Raw genomic sequence first — 20588 nt, 5'->3', positions numbered from 1 at the left:
ATTTAAGTCTGTGGGATAAGACTTTCGTGCCATAAGCAATTACGTAAATACACTGCATATCAGGTATTTTAATTCTTGCCGTCATCCCCTCCTACTCGCCTTTAGATTTACTTTATAAATAGCCTCTTAAAGCATTGGTTAACTAGTAAATATTTATATTTATAAACAAGCTATAAAAGAAATGTATGTGCTTTATAGTGCTAGTGCTATAAACTGACGCTTGATTGGATAAGTTGCCGAAAATCAGTAGAAAAAACTGTCTCTTCTATCTAGTAACTACTAACGCTCCCTAGGAAGAGACAGTTACAATTTAGCCCCAATAATCACTTAATCTTGAAATACCATGATATTACCAGAATAACAGGCTACCCAAACCTCTCTAGTTTGTGGGTCGTAAGTAATACCAATTGGGTTAGCACCAACATTCACCTTTTGTATGACTTTTAGATCATTCGTCCGAATTTTACTAATTGTATTGTCACTATAGTTAACAACATAAAGTCTTTGTCCATCCTCTGATAAAACCATACTACGTGGAGCGTTACCTGTAGAAACTTTATTGATTAACTTGCCTTGGGGCAATTGAATTTTAGCTATTTTTCCTTCTCCATTCAAAGAAGCATAGAGATATTTACCGGTTGGATCTATATTTAAATGTCTTGGTGCATTACCAATATTTTTCAGCCATTTGACTGAAAAGTTATTAAGGTCAACCTTCGCAATATCATAAGAACCCATAACCGCAACATAAGCCTGATTGGTAGCTGCATCTATTGCTATACCACGCGGATAAGGGCCAAGGGGAATTCTTTTAATTTCCTTATTTTGAGCAGTATCAACAACACTTAAATCCCAAGAACACCAGTTACTAACTAGTACTAAACCTTCATCATTAGCGGTCGCTACAAATTTTGGTACTGAACCAACTTGAACCACATGATCAATTTCTAACGAATCAGTGTTAATTCGATACAAAAAACTCTTATCTGTTTTCTGCTCAGGATTACATTTATCACTACCTGGATTGTTAAATCCAGGGCCATACATTTGGTAGTTAGAAATCCAGGCGTACTTCCCATCTTGGGAAAAACTCGCTTCCACAGGTGCGCCGCGATAATTACCTTTGAATTTGGAGTAACCAAATTTTGATAAATCAACTTTATCGGGAATGACTTTAACTAATTTATGCTCCCGATTGTAAACAGTGATTGTATGGTTGTACATCATGTTTTGGGCAAAAAATAGCCCATTACCTGAATGTACGACAGATTTTGGCGAAATCTTCCCAGCAATTGTTTTTTTGAGCGTCATTTTTTGAGAATGACTGGATGAATTTTTTTGAATATTATCTTTAGTTTCTAATTGCCAAGGTTGAGCGAAATCATATTCTGAAACAGCAGCCGCTAATACTTTTTCGTTATTTGCTTGTTCTTGTTGTGGTGGCTGATTTATAGGTTGAGTGGGTTCGCTGGCAAATTTGATGGAATTAGTTTTTGGTGCTGGTGCAGTTGGTTTTTTGATGGGAGTTTTGAGTTCTTTCGATTTATCTGGAACTATAGAGTTTTGATTTGTAGGTGTAGGTGATTTGCTCGATTCCGCTTTCATGACTGCTAATGTTTTCGGCCCAACAATTCCATCAGCAATGAGTCCATGTTCTTTTTGAAATTTCAGTACAGCTGCTTCTGTAGCTGCATCAAAAGACCCGGTAATTGATTGTTTGAGATATCCAGATGCTTGCAGTTGTTGTTGAATAGATTTTACGTCTGCACTAATATCACCTCTGCGTAACATAGAGGTATTAGGCTGCAACTTTGGCGAGTTGACTACAACAGGTTTGGCAGGTTGGGGCGGTGTAGTGGTTTTGATACTTGCACCAGATTCTAATACTGTTAAAGTTCGCTGATCAACAATTCCATTACTCACAAGTCCATGTGCTTTCTGAAATTGCATAACAGCAGCTTCTGTTGCAGCGTTAAAATCTCCGGTGACTGGTTGGTCAAAATATCCTGCTGCTTGTAATTTTCGCTGAATTGCCATCACTTCATAACTCAGATCACCTCTTTGTAAACTTACCTGAGAGCTTGTCTGAGAACTGGGGGGTGATGATTTTTTTTGAGTAGTTTTAGTGACCGCAGGTTTAGGTTTAACAACTGCTGGAGTAGCTATTCCCAAATCAGCTTCTAGTACAGCTAATGTCTGAGAACCAACAACTCCATCAGCTTTTAATCCGTGAGCTTTTTGAAATTTGATAACAGCCGCTTCGGTTACAGGGCCAAAATATCCAGTTACAGCTTGTTTAAAATATCCCGCTGCTTGCAGTTTTTGTTGTAGTGATGCTACTTGTGAATTTTTTTCGCCTTTTTTTAATGCTTGCGCTGGGTTACTCCAACCCAAAGAACTCAGACCAAAAGCACAGGAGAGAAGCAGCATAAACGCTCCACGCTTTTCTGGTACCCAGTTGAGTTCTGGATAGCACAAGTCAGAATCAGCAAGATTTCCTGATTCTGAATTTACAGAGGTTTCGTAGCTTTCAGCTAAATGCAGATAAGCAAGTGTATCCATAGTTAGAGAATACCAAGATTAAGTAAAATTTAAGACATTTTGTCGGCAGCGTAAATTGATCAACTTTATAAGATGCTCAGAGACTATTGAAATTTACTTACAATCAAGTATCATATAACACTTTTAATAACTTCGCTAATGCCAGCTTACGCAAGATGTAAGTTTGAGTGGTGACTGTTTGTGTACGTTGACCTCAAGGCCGCTAAACCCTAGATGCTCTCATTTGGAATTAGAGATGGTTAAATAGTTGATGGGTAAGCTTTTCAGCTATCCATACTATTGCCATTGTTGTGCCAATTGGGGTTATGAGGAGCAGACCTATGAGGTTACTAAAAACTTAACACTTTATACTGAGAAACGCTATAAAAAATGACTATAAATTTTTACACGGCTATAACGATTGTTAGCACCTAGCCCCAACGAATGGAATTCGCACACCAGTGAGGGAGTCGGCAAAGCCACTCAACGCACTGGTTCGGCTATAAAAACAAAGTCCGCCTAAGCGGACTAACCTAAAATCAAGGGTTTTGTCTTTGTAGCCACATTCGGAACAAGTTATGCTTTAACATGCTGTGATTTTATAAGGTCAGAGAGCGATCGCACTCACACTAAGTCATATATTTTACTAACAACCTCTAACGATATATGTTGCAAAATTTGGCGCTTCGTAACTCTTTAGGTATTAGTCTGGGTGCGGTAGCTGGCGCACTTTCGCGCTATTATCTCGGTTTGTGGTTGACTCAGCTTTTTGGACAAGCATTTCCTTACAGCACACTGATAATTAATGTCAGTGGCTGTTTTGTGATGGGTTTGTTTACGATGTTGGTGTTGGGGAGATTAATTGTAATTAGTCCGGAAATCCGACTATTAGTTACTACTGGTTTTTTAGGAGCTTATACTACTTTTTCTACTTATGAATTAGATGTAGTAAAGTTAATCGAAAAACAGAGTTTAGAAATGAGTTTAATTTACTGGCTAATTAGTCCTGTTTTATCACTGGTGGGTCTCTTATTAGGAAATAAGATAGGTGAAGTTATGCAAGGGAAGAAAGAAACGTAGCTTGACAAATTAATTCACAGTATTTTGGCTAATAAAATTCCTAATTCTATACTGAGAAATCCCAAAATTGGTGTACCAGACCAGTAAAGTAATGCGGCTTGATAATTTTTCGTGCGTAAGAGGTTAGAAGTGTCGAGAGCGTAAGTGGAAAATGTTGTATAAGAGCCTAAAAATCCGACTGCGATTAACAAAGATACGGTAGAAGAAATTGCAAACTTGGATACAAGGGTAGCAAAAAAGCCCATCAAAAAAGCACCTGATACATTAATAAACAAGGTGCCATAGGGAAAGGTTAGCCCAAACCAGCGCCCAAATAATATGGTTAAGTAATAGCGACTAAGCGCACCTGGGACGGCTCCAAGGATAATTGCTAAAGGAACATCAATAATCAAGTTCATATATTAAATGGAATAGTCGGAAAATATGCCGCAATGCAGAAGTCAGTTTTTTCTATATTTGCAGTACTAGGCTCGACTGATATTGTTTTGTTGAAACATATAAAATTTTTGAATTGATTTGTATCAATCTGAACCACTTAATCTCAGATAGAGATAATATTAAAGTATAAGAAAATGAGATCATCAAGTGAAAAATGTTCATCACTAGCATTAAGTTTTATTGCTGTGAGCATTGATCACACAAATAGCAAGATAGCTAGTTACGTTGAATATGTGGGGAGAGAAAGAGATATTTTGATAGCAGAAGGCAGGAGGTAGTGGTTCGACTACGCTCACCAACCAGGTAGGAGGAAAAGTCTGATTATTCCTGGCATTCAAGCTTTCAAATTTTCATAACATATCTGACTACCGCTTTAGATGCTGTGGCGAGGATGAATTTCCAGATATCTCTATTAATTTCATCAATCGAACTGTAAAAGTAAGTTTTCGCTGAACTAGCAATTTGCACTTTTCACCCTCTCGGCACAGCAGGGTGAAGACAATGGCAGCTATATGTCCCTCTCCACGGGAGCTTGAGATTATGACAAGTAAATTTCGCGATCGCAGTGATGCCGGCAAGATGTTAGCAAAAAAACTAACAGCATATACTAACCATCCAGATTTGTTAGTGTTGGGTTTGCCTCGTGGCGGTGTACCCGTAGCTTATGAAATCGCTACCAGCCTGAATGCACCACTAGATATATGTTTAGTCAGAAAGCTGGGTGTACCTAGTCATGAAGAACTAGCGATGGGTGCGATCGCTGCGGGTGGTGTGCGGGTGTTAAATTATGATGTCATCAATAATTTGGGTATAGATATTAGCACAATTGACAAAGTTGCAACCCAAGAATTGAGGGAATTACAACGACGCGATCGCGCTTATCGAGGTGAGCGTCCCCTCCCAAACATCAAAAATCGGACTGTCATTTTAGTAGATGATGGGATTGCGACAGGTTCAACTATGCGTGCTGCGATCGCCGTAGTTAAACAACAGCAACCCCAACGGCTAATTGTAGCTGTACCAATTGCTGCACCAATCACCTGCGAAGAGCTACAAGCTGAAGTTGATGAAATAGTTTGTTTAGTGATGCCAGAGTCATTGTATGCGATCGGTCTGTGGTATGAAGACTTTTCGCAAACAACTGATGCAGAAGTACGGCATTTACTAGCCAAACCTACAGTTATTAACAATGCAGATAAAACCTACGCCTAAAAACGCAAAATCAAAGGCTCAATCTACTTTTATTAATCATCAGGGTCAAGTTATGAATACTACATTACTACTTAACGTTGAAGAACAAATAGTCATTGTGGAACTCGCAAACATCAGGCTCAAAGGTGAATTGGTTATACCTGCTAATGCCGAAGGCCTGGTATTGTTTGCACATGGCAGTGCCAGTAGTCGCTACAGTACTCGCAACCATTATCTCGCCCATGTACTACGTCAGGAAGCGAAACTAGCAACTTTGTTAATAGACTTACTTACCAAAGAAGAAGAAGCCATAGACCAACGTACCAAACATTTTCACCGTGATATTGGCTTTCTTAGTAACCGCTTAGTTGCTGTCACTGACTGGTTGTTAGAAAATCCCTGCACTCGTCATCTTAAGGTTGGCTATTTTGGTGCAGATACAGGTGCGAGTGCGGCATTATTAGCTGCGGCTACACGTCCAATGGCTGTGCAAGCGGTTGTTTCTCGTAGTGGACAAACTGATTTAGTTAGTGAAGCTCTAGCTTGTGTACAAGCCCCGACTTTATTAATTGTTGGTGGTAATGACTTGCCCATCATCGCTATGAATGAAGATGCACTGGCAAATATTCCTGCATTCAACAAGCAATTAGAGGTTATTTCTGGCGCAACTCATCAGTTTGGTGAACCGGGAACTTTAGAAGAAGTAGCACAATTGGCAAGTCGATGGTTTAAACACTATCTCAAAGCATCTGATTCAGACGCAAGAGATTTACAAAGTATGTTGCTGAATTAACAGTTATCAGTTATCAGTTATCAGTTAAATTCCTGGTGAAACACCACACCAAACTGAACTTTATTGAATGATATGCTTCTTCATATCAATTTGGTAAGTAGTTTCACAAAATTAAATTCATTTGTGGAGGAGGGGAACGGGGAACAGCAAAAGAATGTGTGTAATTAATTCTGTATAATGACTTATTACATCATTGATGTAATGCTTCACGTTGTTAATGCGATGCCTCACGTTGTTAATCTGATGCTTTACATCATTAATGTGTTGCTTTGCATTGTTAATGTGATGCTTCACATTATTAATGTATAAGTATCTTGCCTACCTAAACAGCACAACAAGCAAGATACCTAACCGAGAAAACAATTAACAAGTAAGAATATCAGGTGTTACTAGTTAACTGTAGTTACGCACAGACTTTTTCCACATTCGGAAGTTGTTTAACGGCATTCCACCAAACTTGCAATTTGGGAGTTTGAGCAGTAATCGCTTCATACTCTGGAGTTTGAGAAAGGTAGATAAAAACAGGAATGAGGAAAAAATCGGCAATAGTTAGCTGGCTACCGAGTAGATAGGGGCTACCAACAGTTATCGATTCAATTGCTTGTATTGCTTTTTGTGCAGGTGCGATCGCATTTTGTATTTGCTCCTTATCTGGCTTACCACCGCGAATTGGTACAATTAGGCGTTGAATGACAATTTTACTGATCGCAGCCGGATAAAAATAGTTATCAATAATTGTGATAATCTGGCGCATCCGAGCTTGAAGCATCGGTTCTGATAGGCTGAACTGATTATTGGCAAAGACTGTATTCAGGTAGTCAGTAATTGCGGGAGTTTCATAAATTACTTCTCCATCTACTTCCAGTGTTGGCACTTTACCAAAAGGATTTTTGGCGAGGTACTCTGGCGACTGATTTTCACCTTTGAAGATATCAATGTCTTGAACGGTATAGTCTACACCTGTTTCCTCAAGCAACAATCGGACAGTGCGAACATAAGTACTCAGAGGAGTTCCGTAAACAGTAAGCTTTGCCATAATTTTGAGATTTTTGAGCCAAAATCCAATCAGGACAAAGATACTGTATCAACAAATGCGATCGCGGTGATGGTTGGAAATGAGACAAGAGCAACATTTATACCTGGATTTCTCTCTTGTGAGAAATCCAGGGGTGTGGGAGGGGTGGGAAGTGTGGGAGGATGGTGAAAAAATCTTTCCCCCCACACTCCCCACACTCCCCTCTCTCTCCACACCCGCTACCCATACGTGAGAAATTCGGGTTATAGGGGCGGGTTGAGATGATTAACGATGATCTGGGTAAACCCGCCCTGACAAATTAATAATTACTCAATAAATTCTGGTAGATCATTGGGAGCGCCACAAGCAGAAATATTCCCTGCAAAGTTGACATCTGCCATTAATTCTGGATGTTCTTGCTTGCGTTGATTAATTTGTTCGCGGGTGAGAACTTTGGATTTGTCAAAGCCTAGCTCAATTTCGGTGCGTAAACCTTTGTATTTAACCCGTTGGAGATTGTAGAAACTTTTGTTGAAAGTTGTTTTCACAAATGCTTTGAGACACCCTAAAAGATATTTACGCTTAAATGGGTCTTTCTCAAACCAGTATTCTATTGTTTTACGCATGTAAAATCTGGCATAGTTACGTAACACACCTTTGAGAACTTCTTCTCGTTCCATTGCCTCCGGCTTCATAATTGGAGTCACAAAGTTATACTGAGAATAATCCCGCACTTCTACGCGATCGCCTAATTCTTCAAATAACTCCGAAAATGGCCAAGGAGTAAACATATTCCAGTTCACCATATCGGCTTTCCAGTCCAAAGCCATCTGATAAGTTTGCTCAATGGTTTCTGGGGTTTCGTTCTCCAAGCCCATAATGAATTGAGCTTCTGCTACCATCCCATTTTGCCGCAGCAATTGAATCGCTCGTTTGTTTTGTTCAATTGTCGTTTCTTTGCGGAACAAATTTAACTTTAACTGTGCTGCTGCTTCTGTACCCAAAGAAACATGCACTAACCCAGCTTTACGGTAAAGTGGTAAATCATCTTCATCCCGCAAGATATCTGTCACTCTGGTATTAATTCCCCAATAAACGCCTAAATTGCGTTCGATTAATTCGTTACATAAAGCGATAAATTTGGGTTTATTAATTGTTGGTTCTTCATCTGCCAAAATGAAAAAACCTACTTGATGTTTTTTGACTAAAATTTCAATTTGATCGACAAATTGCTTGGGACTACTAGAACGGTACTTGCGCCAAAATTTCCATTGAGAACAAAAACGGCAAGTAAAGGGACAGCCTCTTGCATAGTTAGGCACTGCGACTCGCACATTTAGGGGAGTATAAATATATTTGCTCCAGTCCAATAAGCTCCAATCAGGGGTTAGGGTATCTAAATCTGCAATTGGTGGATGGGCTGGTGTAGCGACAACTTGTCCATTTTCTAAGAAAGCAATACCTAAAATATTGCGTCGCTCACTCTCGACTGTAGCATTAGCGATCGCTTTCACTAAATTAACTGTAATTTCCTCTCCTTCTCCTCTAATAATGTAATCCACCCAAGGAGCTTCATGGAGGACTTCATTATACATATAAGTAGGGTGAACTCCACCCATGATTGTTGTCGCTTCGGGACAAACTTCTTTAACTATCTTGAGTGTTGTTTGAGATTGATAAATCATTGGCGTGATTGCTGTTGCCAATACGATATCTGGCTGATGTTCAGCAACCATTTGTCTTAAGTTATCATCGGCAATATGGTCAGTCATTGCATCAATGAAACGAATATTCGTGAAGCCAGATGCTTTTAAAGCTCCACCAACATAAGGAACCCAACTTGGTGGCCAATTTCCGGCAATTTCCGCACCACCAGAATGGTAATTAGGTTGAATCATCAGTATCCGCATGTTCTACCTACCTTCTAATTTTTATCAGAAGAACAGACAATTTTACACTTGTAATTTTGTTAGCCTACTTCTAGCAAGTGAAAAATCACAGAAATATTTATCGTAAGAATTCAAAAGTCAGAATAGTTATAAGAGTCAGAAAAATTGTAATGAATCAATGTAGCAATTATGCTTCTTCACCTCTACCTTCTGACTTCTAGGTGCTGAATTCTTACTCTTTACCGATAATTTTCTGTTAATTAAAATCCAAACACTTGCTAAAACTTTGCAATTAAATTATTAAGAAAAACTTAAAGTTAACTAAAAGTTTTTGACTTTCAAATTTAACCGAAATCAGCTTTTATAACTATATAGTTATGGTTTTAAAGTACATAGCTAATTTTTCAAAACTTAATATTTAGAAATGAATAATAATTACAAAATGTATCCATCTGTGAGCCAATGCTTTATAAACAATACATAGGCACTTACGTATGATTTAGCTATAGCAATCCTAAGAGATACTTTTATCAAGTAAACCTTAAATTGTAGGGTGAATTATCGCAACGCTTAACACATCGATAAAGATGGTGCGTTACGGCTAATTATCACTGTCTTAAGTTCCGAAATCCCTGCATAGCCGTAACACACCCTACTGAATATTTGCTTATAGCAATCCTAAATGAATAAGAAACATCTCTCCCTTGTCTACCGTTTCTGCCTTGTCTCTTTTATTCACCTATCAAATAGGGCTGCTATATTACCTGGGACTTGTTAAATCAATATCAGCTTGACTTGAACTTGATTTGATTAGCTTCAAGATAAATAATTTGGTTTTTTAGCCCTTGGGCTTCAGTTGCGGTTAAACCTTTCCATTGCTGTTGGGCTTGTTTAACAGTGGGAACTGGTTTGAGGACACCTGCTAAATCTAAGATTTGTCCTGGTTTCACAACGACTTGATTTTCCGCAGTTCCCGCATCTAGATTAGGGGCTAAAACCACAAATACCCTTTGAGTATTACTTGAACCAACCCAGAAGGTGCGATCGCCTACAACACTTTGGACATTAATATTTTGAAACTGTACTGGTTTATTGACAAGTGTCTGTTTATTGGCATTGGTAATTACTAATACATCTGTAATTGGTTCAGTTTGAACAATGGTTGTTACTTGCGGATCAGGAGTGACAACTACAGTAGTGGTTGGTTCTGGGGTAGGAATGGCGGTGACGGTAACTGTAGCTTGTGGCGTAGGAACAACAACAACATCAGGTTGCTTTGGTTCAGAAGCACAGGCAGTCAGTCCACTGATTAATAAGATGATGAAAGTTAGTTTATTTTGCCAGAATTTTTTGCTGATAAAATTATCGTTTTTTTGCATAGTATTTGAACTGTACTTGTAATTATACATTTGACAATTATTTAATAGATATTTAGCTTATTTACTTATTAAGGTATATACCATTTGGAACTGATTAAATCTTAGTGATGAGATTTAATCAATGCTTGAAAAAGTAGTATTACCTTAATGTGATTACTTTAAATAATTAGGACAAAATTCCGCTTCTATCTAATGGAAGACTATAGGGTAGAATTAACTCTAGTATTTTTAGTTTGCTGGACACAATATGAGTGCTTGATGCACCTGTATAGCCTGATAGGGTGTTAGGCAAAAGCCATAACACACCCTACTTAAACGTTACTTGATAAATATTTAGATGATTACCAGGAATCTAAAATTTAACACTCACACAGGAATTTCAATTGTAAATTCTGTACCTTCACCCACAGTAGAGTTACAACTTAATTTCCCACCATGAGTTTCTTCCACAATTTGCCGAGAGATTGCCAGTCCCAATCCTGTTCCCTTACCTACAGCTTTGGTAGTAAATAAATGGTCAAAAACCTTTTGTTTGGTTTCTTCATTCATTCCCTTACCATTATCAGCAATGGAAATTCTAAGGTATTTATCTCCAATTGATGTGGTAATTTTAATCCAATTGGGGTTAGCTTTAACTTCATTAAAATTCTTACCAAAATTTGATTCTTCTAAAGCATCAATAGCATTTGCTAAGATGTTCATAAATACCTGATTTAATTGTCCAGGAAAGCATTCTATCTGGGGAATATTGCCATACTCAGTGATAACTTCTATGGCTGGACGTTGTTCATTAGCTTTTAGGCGATGTTTCAGAATTAAAATTGTACTATCAATGCCATCATGAATATTAAATAGAACTTTGTAATCTTTATCAATCCGAGAAAAAGTCCGAAGACTAGTACTGATATTTTGCAATCTCTCACATGCCATAACCATTGCATTAATCATTTTGGGTAAGTCTTCTAAAAGATAATCTAGCTCAATCTTTTCAGCATGATTTTGAATTTCCAAGCCTGGATGCTTGAGGATATCTTGATAAAGTTTTAAATGTTCAGTGAGGTCAAAGACATTAGGCTTGGTTTGTTGGAGGGTAGCAGAAATAAAACCAAGAGGATTATTCATTTCATGAGCTACTCCAGCAACTAAATTACCCAAGGCTGACATTTTTTCACTTTGAACAATTTGTAATTGTGCCTGTTGTAAATCGTGTAATGCTTGTTGAGCTTTTTGATAAAGTATGGCATTTTCTAATGATATTGCTGCTTGAGAAGAAAGTAAGTTAATTACTTGCAGGCGCTCGTTAGTAAATACTCCACTGGTGAGTTCATTTTCTAAATAGAAAATCCCAATTAAATTTCCTTGGTTAATAATTGGGGTGCATAATAGACTGTTTGGTTGATGTTCTAACATATATTCCCCAATCACTCCCGGAATATCTGTTTGACCATTATTTATCAAAACGGTTTCTTGGGTATTCTTGACATAATTGATGATTTTTTGAGGCAAAATTTGACAAATATCTAGTGTTTGTGGCTCCAGAATAGTTTGGATTTGGGTTTGGGAATTAGCTTGATGATTAATTGAGGTAATTGCTCTGACTTGCCAAATACCCGACTGTGGGAGTATCAATGCAACTTTTTTGGCACCGGAGTTTTCAAGGATAATGCGGGTAAGACTAGTGATGAGTTGATCTAACTCAATACTGCTAGAAATAGTTTGAGCAGCTTTGAGGACAGAAGTAAAATCTAGAACATCAGAAATCCTAGTGCTACCTGTAGTCGAAGTGTGAGTAGTCGAGGCAGTTATATGAAAACTAAGGGTTTCTGAAGGTTTGATAGTAATTTGTTGCTTTTGCAGAATTGGTTGCAGTAGTTGGGGATAATGTTTTTCTAGGTCGTCAATTTTGGCTTTGGCACCCCATTTTGCATAGCAATAATAAGCTTCCTGCATATAACCTGCGGCTACTTTTTGTTTGCCCCAGTTGAGGTAGAATTTAGCAGCAAGTTCGTTGGATAGTCCTTCTTCGTAGCCATAATCTTGCGCTTGCGCTTGAGTAATAGCTTGTTCGTAAAAATCGATCGCTTCAGCTTTTTGTCCCTTGAGTCGCGCTTTTTCGGCTTGGATGAGCAGACACTTGTGCAGGATATTGTTGGGACAGGCTTCTGCCCAGATATTTAAGCGTTCTTCTAAAGGAATTACTGCTTGTAAATACAACTGACGCTCTTGTTCTTCAGTGGCAATTTCCGCTAGTGATAGGTGCATTAAGGCTACATAAAACACGCTGGAAGGCACTTTGGCATGGCTGGAGATGGTGTTTTCAATGATGCTTAACTGAGGAATTAAAGCTGGGTATGCGGCTTTGTGGTCAAATAAATAGGCGTGACGAATTTTGACAGAATACAACCAAGCCAGATGATAAGCGGTATTGTGATATTTTTCTAAATACTCTGCTTCACTGAAATTGTCGTCATCAAAGTTGAAGGTGGTTTTGGTTAACCCCAGCAGTTGGCGAATTGGTTGAATAACTCCGACTCTCAAAGCATCGAGGTTTTCTAAACTTTTAATTTGCTGGAGAAAGTCTGCATGGGCTTGAGCGATCGCATATAATTCATTGAGGTTTTTACTGTATGTCAGGCGATCGGAACCACTTTGGATCATCATAAAGCCCACAGTCAGCCAGTTCCCAGCCTCCATACCATATTTATAAGCGTTGTCATAGTATGTATCGGCTTCCCGAATCGGACGACTCCAGCTTTGGACATCAGCAGCAAAGAGAAAATTAGTCATCCCTCGCACATCTGCATTATCGAACTGTTCGCAAAGCTGCACTGCCATTTTGCCAAACTGATAAGCTATGTCGAAGTCTTTGAGAACTGCGTTGGCAATTAAGGCATAGCCAGCATAGCTAAAGGGAGACATATCACTGTTACCATACTGCAACGATAAAGTGGTCATTTTAGCGAGTATAAGCAGTCCTAGCGTGGGTCTTCCATCCAGCCAAGCAGCGTAGAAGAGAATTTGTAGAATTCGCAGCATTTCTGCCATACTCGCATCTGTCATTTTCGGCAGAGCCAAAATGGATACGACACTCTGCTGTTCTAAAAATCTTTTGACTATGGCAATTTCTTCGTCTAGGCTTTTTTGAATTAGTTCTGGTGCTTGTGGAAGTTGCCAATTAAGTAATTGTAAGCTCTGACTTTGCAAAGCGATCGCTTCGGCATTACGTCCCTGAAGCTGATATTGAGTCATCTGGACGCGATAAATTACCGCTTTATCCAAGGCTGTTTGGGCGTAATTTAAAGCTTGCTCATACAAAACCTCGGCTTGGTCAAAATTACCGCATAAATAAGCTGTTTCTGAAGCATAACGGTGCAAACTGTACATTAATTCATAGTCAGTCTGCCAAGCGGTTGTCGGTAGTAAAGCAATCCCAGTCGTAAAATAACTGTAAGATGCTTGATAAGCTGCTGAAAGTTTAGCTTTTTGTCCGGCTTGCAGGTTTAAACGAGCTAATTGTTTTTTCTCTTCCTGTGTAGTAATTGTTGTTTGTCCCAGATTTAGTTGGTTGACTAAATCAAAAATTCGTTCTTGTTGTTCCTGCTGGGATAAACCTTGTAATAATAATTGACCTATGTGGAAATGGGTTTTTTGTTTTTGCGCTTCTGGGATGAGAGAATAGGCGGCTTGTTGGATGCGATCATGGAGAAATTTATAATTAGCGATGGGGCGATCGCTAGGAGTAAAATCTGTTTCATCGCTGCTATCTTGATAAAACTTATAAATCTCACTTTGCGGCAAAATCAAATCTGACTGTAAAGCCTTCCATAAACCAGCAGCCGCCTCTACTTCCGATTGTTCCGAAATAATTGCCAATGTTTGTAAATCAAACTGATTTCCAATACAAGCAGCCAGTTTTAATACCTGTTGAGTAGCTTCTGGTAATCTGCGTAATTGCAATACCATAAATTCTACAACATCAGAAATGAGTGTTTGCTGATTGATGTGGGAAATATCGCATTGCCAACATCGTTGTTCCCAGTTAAATTCAATTAGTCCATCTTGATGTAACGATTTCAAAAATTGAGTGCTAAAAAAAGGATTACCTTGTGTTTTGCGATAAATTAATTGCGAAAGAGATAATGCCAAATTCTCAGCACATTTTAATGTATCAGCTACAAGTTGATTCCATGTTTCTTGACTCAGAGGTTGCAAGGTAATAGTATTGATAATTGCCCCCGCTTTGCTAATTGCATTTGCTGTCAACTGCAAAGGATGAGCAATTGATACTTCATTATCTCGATAAGCACCAATTAATAATAAATATCCTAAATGAGCATCACACATTAATAATTCCATGAGTTGCAATGAAGCCAAATCCGCCCATTGCAAATCATCCAAAAACATCACTAAGGGATGCTCTGGACTGGCAAATACGCGCAGAAATTTCTGAAATAATAAATTAAAGCGATTTTGCGCCGCAGTTCCAGATAACTCTGCTACTGGTGGTTGTTCACCAATAATTTTAGCTAATTCGGGAATAACTTCAATAATTACCTGTCCATCTTCGCCTAATGCTTCTAGGATTTTAGTTTTCCATTGTTTTAATTGCGTGTCATTCTCGGCGAGTAATTGACTCATTAAATCGCGGAAAGATTGCACAAATGCCGAAAAGGGAATATTACGATTAAACTGGTCAAATTTTCCCTTAATAAAATATCCTCGTTGTTTGACAATCGGTTTATGTACTTCATTAATAACCGCAGTTTTACCAATTCCAGAAATACCAGCAACTAACATTAGTTCGGTTTTTCCGGCTGAGACTCTATCAAATGCTGCTAATATTGCGGCAACTTCTTGTTCGCGTCCGTATAATTTATCAGGGATAATGAATCTGTCGCAAATATCTCTTTGAGCAATCTCAAAATATTGAATTTCTTTGGTTGTTTCGAGTTGCTCTAAACATTTTTCTAAATCATATTTTAATCCCGAAGCACTTTGATATCTATCTTCAGCATTTTTCGCCATCAATTTGCTGATAATATCAGATAGAACTTTCGGTATTTCTTCCCTTATACCTCCTGCTTCCGGTTGGTGAGCGTAGCCGAACCAATGCCTTCTGCCTTCTAGACTTAGTGGCATTTTCGCAATGTGACAATGTACCAATTCCATCGGATCTGCTGATGAAAATGGTAATTCTCCTGTCAGCAATTCATAAAAAGTTACACCCAGGGAATAAAAATCTGTGCGGTAATCAATTACTCGATTCATTCTCCCTGTTTGTTCGGGTGATATATAAGCTAATGTTCCTTCTAAAACTTGCGGATTTTTGAGATATTGTGTTTCTCTTGGTAGTAAAGAGGCAATACTAAAGTCAATTAATTTAATTTGTTTGGTTTCGGGATTAATTAATATGTTGCTCGGTTTAATATCTTTATGAATGATATGTAAGCTTTGCCCGCCACAGGCATCGTGGTACAGTATGTCTAAGATATCGCACAGAGCGATCGCAATTTGTAAAAATTCTTTTAAAGATACTTGATGATGATGCTTGGCGAAATAATCTTGTAAAGATATTCCGCCAAAGTCTTCCATCACCAACATATAAGCATTTTGAAACGGTTCAAGACTGTAAGTTTGGATGATTCCAGGGTGATGAATATTTTTGGCAATGATGTATTGATTGCGAAATTGTATCAGTTCGCTAAAGCTGGGATAAGGATTTTTTAGCAGCTTAATAACAACAGATAATGAGTCAATCTCTCGAATAGCTCGATAAACTATTGTTCTCGACCCATGATAAAGTTCTTCGCTCAAGCAATATCCAGGAATTGTAAGCATACTAACTGTACAGACGCTTAAATATCAGCAGGCTTAGTATTCCCAAGCATATCAAAATATCTTACAACTGAAGAAAAAATTTACAATGACGTTACTTAGATAAAACTTCAAATACCCTGATTTAACTTGTATGTACATCAGCACATCAGTATGAGTTTTGTTTAAAAGCTACAATAGTATAACTTGGCGAGAATAAGCAGACCATCATCAATCCTGAAAACTCCGATTCTGCAAGAGTAAATATATTTAATAATTAGCTCTCTGCAATGAAAAAGCTTGTAAGTAGATACGTAAAGACCTTGGGGAAGTAAGGGATGATTCTTGTAAGTTAGGCATCTTTCCTACTCGTAAATATACAGGATAAGATAGATATTACTAACACAAAAATATCAAAATCATCCCACTTTTCTACAACAACAGAGTAAATATCACACGCTGATTTTCTACTTGCTGAAAGTATCTTTAATGTTATCAACAGTGCGCTCAATAACATTTTTAGTGTTATCTACAGCTTTCTCTGTCCGGGCTGCATCTTCCTCGGCTCTTTTCTCGATGGTGTTTCTATCTTGTTTGGCTTTGCGCTCAATAAAGTTACCGCTATTATCAGTGGCATCTTCAACTTTACTAGCATTTTTATTGGCGGTGCGTTTAACTTTATCTGCTGTATCTCGGATGAAATTTTTAGCACGTCCAGCATCTTCACGGGCTTTTTCTTGAACGCGATCGCCTGCGTCTGAAGATGCAATTAAGTTAACAGATTGAGCAGCCATCGCTGAATTATTGGTGAAAAATTCACCTTGCCAAATAAAAGCGATCGCAGATAAACAAAGAACTGTTGTAGCTATCCAACTACCTATAACAGAAAGCCGTTTATTTAACATAGAATACCTTCTCTTTGAGATTTAGCATCCTAAGATTTACTTGATTTTTCTAATGTGCCAAATCGTGCTAAAGACAGAGGTTTTCTCATCAAAAGTTATTAGATAAATTCGCTCTTTTAACAGAGTGACAACTTCTACCAAGGGCTGCTTTAGATGAGCTTGCTTCATCTACCTGTATTGAAGCTCCTCTGTATATGGTTTCTATGTCACAATCCTGTCAAAAGAGTTAGAGGAGTAGAAGTAAGGCTAATTCATTGTCAAAATATACTTGGAGTAGCAGTTTTTTCTAGTTTAATTTTTCTCTTCTTGCAATGAATTAGCCTGACCTTGTCTCCTACACCCTGCTTACTGAGCGCAGCGCCGCCCTGAGCCTGTCGTTCGCGTAGCGTCTCCGGTAGGAGAAGGGTCGAAGTACACCCCATGTCCACAAACAACTTTGCTGCACAAGTACCAAAGAACTCCTAACTACAAATTCAACCTTTCCAAAAACTGCTTACCACAATCTTTACAGAGATAGCGTTGCTTTCCGTGACGATGCCCATTTTTCGATAAGCGGGATGACTGACAATGAGGGCATATCATTACTTTCATTACTTGCTGCGGCAAAGTGTATGGTGTCAGATATGCAATTAACAATGTTTTGAGTTCGGCGTACAGGGCTTGACGTTTACTCTCCTCCTGTTTCAGCGCATTCAACAGCAAAGCGTTGTAAGTTCGATGCACCGTTTCAGATAGAAGTTCACTTTTTTCTACAGTTAAGTCTGGGTTCCAGTGGCGAAAAAAGGCAGCAAATTGTTGAATTAGTTGCTTATCAAAGGTTTCGTCAAATAATTTAAATAATTCTGGTGCGACAAAATATTGAATATAGACAACGCGAGGGATGGGGTCTGCAAAATATTGAGAGTAGACATCCACTGTAAACTCAATAAACTCAGATAATGACTGATGCTTGTCGGTTGACTGCATAATTTTGCTCAAAATTGCTGTCACCCGTTCCATGTGTATAGCTTCGAGTGCATGAAATATGGCGAGTTTATCGGGAAAAAACTGATACAGCGAACCAATGGCTGTTTCTGCTTTCGCCGCAATTTGATGAGTCGTCGCAGCTTCATAACCCACCTCTGCAAAAACTTCGGCTGCTGCTTTGAGGATTTTTTCAACCCTTTGCTGACTGCGTTTTTGCTTGGGTTGACGGCGCATCAGATCAGGTTTACTTATAGCCATAGTTCTTGACAAACATGAATAATCTGTCGTATTTTGAATAGAAATATGAAAGTTTTGTCACAATTTACTTTAAACCTTGGGAGATTATAGCGATCGCTATAGTCTCACATAACTTTAACGAGGAGGCTTTTATGGCAGTCGTTCTCCCTGGCGCACCCTGGTTAATTGCCCACCGTTCCATGCTGGGTATTAACAAGCCTTATAAAGTGACGCTGAATGGTCAAGATTATGTCCTCTGGCAAAATCAGCAAGGTGAAATTTTCGCCCTAGATAACATCTGTCCCCATCTGCAAGCACCTTTATCTGATGGCTGGATTTGTCAAGAAAGGAATACCATTGCCTGTCCCTTTCATGCCTTAGAATTTGATGGACAAGGAAGATTGCATCAGTCTGGTCAAATAGGCACTCAACCACTGCTCACGCCCCTAGAACTCATCATCAAAGATGACTGTATTTGGACTTATGCTGGTCATGTTCCAAAAATTCCTGTCCCAGACCTCATTTCAAAAGTGAGTGCAGGTATGAGTTTTGTCGGTGTCGCTGGGGAAAAAAGTATCCGTGGGACTTTTTTAGATAACTTGTTAATTAACTATGACTACAACCATCAAAGCGGCACACACCGAGACTTATTTGGTATTAAAGCTAATCGCGTGCCGATATTTGAACATGAAGGATATTGGGTGAAAGTTGTCCAAGAACTAGAGCGTGAGGATAGCACCTGGAATGATATCATCCGCAATCCTGTTGTTTTGACCGCACCTAAAACCTACACTGGCATTTTAGAATATGCGTTTCCCGCACTGATAACTTTCCGCACCTCTTTTTTACTAGGAGAAATTTTGCAGGTGCATATCTTATATCCCGAAACAGAAACTCACACTAAAACCTTTGTGTTGGTCTTCAGCAAACCCAAACACCCAATTTTGCTACCTTTATTGAGACGCTCAATGTTGAGTGCAGTCACAACTGTGGTTGAGCAAGATACACGCGCCATTGAAACATCCTATCCTCGTCAAACACCCAAAATTCGCCTACCAAAAGAGGAAATTATGTTTCATGCTCAAAAACTATACCAAGATTGGTAATATGGTAATCCGGTTTGATGTTTGAAATTATCTGTGCATCCCTACCCTTGACCGTTTTTGTTTACATATCTTTACACCAAATCTTGAAGGTAGTTAACAAATGAGGGAAACACGCTGGTCTTCTGTAGCTGATTTATAAGGAAACAGAGAAATTTCGCAAATTTTAACTTTAAAACGTGCCTATTACATTGTTTAAAGTTATGTAGCCTTTTACTTACTCTGGATAAGCCACTGCGGTAAACTATGCCTTGATTATGATTCTTTCGCAGAGAAGAGAACTCGAAAGGAGCCTTTTTTCAATGTCTCATACCGTAAAAATCTACGATACCTGTATTGGCTGCACTCAATGTGTTCGCGCCTGCCCCACTGACGTGCTAGAGATGGTACCCTGGGACGGCTGTAAAGCTGCTCAAATTGCCTCCTCTCCCCGCACAGAAGACTGCGTTGGCTGCAAACGTTGTGAAACTGCTTGTCCCACCGACTTTTTGAGCATCCGGGTTTATCTGGGCGCTGAAACAACTCGCAGCATGGGTCTCGCTTATTGATGCGGAATTTATTCTAAAATTTCTCATCAGACTCTCAATTAAGTGTCTCCATAGCAAGCTTTTTTAGCACTGTAGGGTGGGTTATGCCCACCTTACTAGGGTAAAACTTCAAAAATCATAAACATACCTTAGTGGCAGAAGGAGCAAGTTGCTCCTTTTTTTTTTGAGAACTTAGGTTCAGTTAAGGTGATGAACAAGATTTGGGGGATTCTCCCCCACGCCCCCGATTGGGGGACGGTTGCGTCCCCCAAGCCCCCTCCAAAATCATTTTTGCGTTTTCTGTGGAGTCATTATTTGTTATTTGTCGGTTTTGTTAACAGATATAAGAGGATGTTTGGAAAGGCGATTGGAAATCGCGGCTACACAGACGAAACCCACACTTCGACAAGCTCAGTGACCGCCTACGTGGGTTTGAAAACCTTGATTTTGTGTTAGTCCACGTAGGTGGACTTTGCTTGTGTAGTAGCGAATTCTATTCGCCCAATACTTTTCAAACATCCTCTAAAACCTTTTTGGGAATGATGTCTGGCTTCATGGAATTACTGCGGCGATCGCTATTTACTTTGGCTTTATTGCTACACCAGATTTATTAGAACTACGCACAGGACAAAGCAGCACTCGTAGTTAGGTATAAAACAGACTTGTAATGAGATTGAGTGGACTAGTTATTTAATTTTGGCTGAGTTTAA

The 20588-nt window shown here is 38.8% G+C and carries 14 protein-coding genes; 6 read left to right on the top strand and 8 right to left on the bottom strand.

Annotated elements, in window-relative coordinates:
• Positions 1–327 precede the first annotated feature (327 nt).
• Positions 328–2562, bottom strand: a complete 2235-nt coding sequence (locus tag H6G75_RS09420) for a peptidoglycan-binding protein (RefSeq protein ID WP_190979677.1) — start codon at positions 2560–2562, stop codon at positions 328–330.
• Positions 2563–3207: 645 nt separating this feature from the next.
• On the opposite strand from H6G75_RS09420, the gene crcB (H6G75_RS09415) reads away from it, so the two are divergent.
• On the top strand, positions 3208–3621 hold the full coding sequence (gene crcB, locus H6G75_RS09415) for a fluoride efflux transporter CrcB (RefSeq protein WP_190979676.1): 414 nt from the start codon (positions 3208–3210) through the stop codon (positions 3619–3621).
• A gap of 14 nt (positions 3622–3635) precedes the next feature.
• Here crcB (H6G75_RS09415) and crcB (H6G75_RS09410) read toward each other — a convergent pair whose 3' ends face one another.
• A complete protein-coding gene (crcB, locus tag H6G75_RS09410; RefSeq protein ID WP_190979675.1) occupies positions 3636–4019 on the bottom strand; it encodes a fluoride efflux transporter CrcB in 384 nt (127 codons plus the stop codon).
• Between the two features lie 580 nt (positions 4020–4599).
• Here crcB (H6G75_RS09410) and H6G75_RS09405 point away from each other — a divergent pair.
• Both H6G75_RS09405 and H6G75_RS09400 read left to right on the top strand, forming a co-directional pair.
• On the top strand, positions 4600–5271 hold the full coding sequence (locus tag H6G75_RS09405) for a phosphoribosyltransferase (protein ID WP_190979674.1): 672 nt from the start codon (positions 4600–4602) through the stop codon (positions 5269–5271).
• 52 nt (positions 5272–5323) lie between these two features.
• Complete coding sequence (locus H6G75_RS09400) at positions 5324–6043, top strand: dienelactone hydrolase family protein (RefSeq protein ID WP_190979673.1); 720 nt, start codon at positions 5324–5326, stop codon at positions 6041–6043.
• Positions 6044–6446: 403 nt separating this feature from the next.
• Here H6G75_RS09400 and H6G75_RS09395 read toward each other — a convergent pair whose 3' ends face one another.
• The 6 genes from H6G75_RS09395 to H6G75_RS09370 all read right to left on the bottom strand — a co-directional run bounded on the left by H6G75_RS09395 (position 6447) and on the right by H6G75_RS09370 (position 18269).
• Complete coding sequence (locus H6G75_RS09395; RefSeq protein WP_190979672.1) at positions 6447–7079, bottom strand: glutathione S-transferase family protein; 633 nt, start codon at positions 7077–7079, stop codon at positions 6447–6449.
• Between the two features lie 305 nt (positions 7080–7384).
• Complete coding sequence (bchE, locus tag H6G75_RS09390; protein WP_190979671.1) at positions 7385–8968, bottom strand: magnesium-protoporphyrin IX monomethyl ester anaerobic oxidative cyclase; 1584 nt, start codon at positions 8966–8968, stop codon at positions 7385–7387.
• 764 nt (positions 8969–9732) lie between these two features.
• On the bottom strand, positions 9733–10326 hold the full coding sequence (locus tag H6G75_RS09385) for a hypothetical protein (protein ID WP_190979670.1): 594 nt from the start codon (positions 10324–10326) through the stop codon (positions 9733–9735).
• Positions 10327–10692: 366 nt separating this feature from the next.
• Positions 10693–16164 carry an ATP-binding sensor histidine kinase gene (locus tag H6G75_RS09380; protein ID WP_190979669.1) on the bottom strand — a complete coding sequence of 1824 codons (5472 nt, stop codon included), beginning with the start codon at positions 16162–16164 and terminating at the stop codon, positions 10693–10695.
• Between the two features lie 443 nt (positions 16165–16607).
• A complete protein-coding gene (locus H6G75_RS09375) occupies positions 16608–17045 on the bottom strand; it encodes a hypothetical protein (protein WP_190979668.1) in 438 nt (145 codons plus the stop codon).
• A 465-nt stretch (positions 17046–17510) separates the two neighbouring features.
• Positions 17511–18269 carry a TetR/AcrR family transcriptional regulator gene (locus H6G75_RS09370; RefSeq protein ID WP_190979667.1) on the bottom strand — a complete coding sequence of 253 codons (759 nt, stop codon included), beginning with the start codon at positions 18267–18269 and terminating at the stop codon, positions 17511–17513.
• Between the two features lie 131 nt (positions 18270–18400).
• On the opposite strand from H6G75_RS09370, the gene H6G75_RS09365 reads away from it, so the two are divergent.
• The 3 genes from H6G75_RS09365 (at position 18401) to H6G75_RS09355 (ending at position 20492) form a co-directional block, all read left to right on the top strand.
• Complete coding sequence (locus H6G75_RS09365) at positions 18401–19354, top strand: Rieske 2Fe-2S domain-containing protein (protein WP_190979666.1); 954 nt, start codon at positions 18401–18403, stop codon at positions 19352–19354.
• A gap of 299 nt (positions 19355–19653) precedes the next feature.
• Positions 19654–19899 (top strand): photosystem I iron-sulfur center protein PsaC, encoded by a 246-nt coding sequence (gene psaC / locus H6G75_RS09360; protein ID WP_012411495.1) that lies wholly within the window; start codon positions 19654–19656, stop codon positions 19897–19899.
• Between the two features lie 428 nt (positions 19900–20327).
• Positions 20328–20492: a hypothetical protein gene (locus tag H6G75_RS09355; protein WP_190979665.1), complete on the top strand. Its 165-nt coding sequence runs from the start codon at positions 20328–20330 to the stop codon at positions 20490–20492.
• Positions 20493–20588: the final 96 nt, after the last annotated feature.

It is taken from the genome of Nostoc sp. FACHB-280 (genome assembly GCF_014697615.1).
In the GTDB taxonomy this organism is placed as follows: Bacteria; Cyanobacteriota; Cyanobacteriia; order Cyanobacteriales; family Nostocaceae; genus Nostoc_B.
This window is presented reverse-complemented; position numbering and strand designations above follow the sequence as displayed.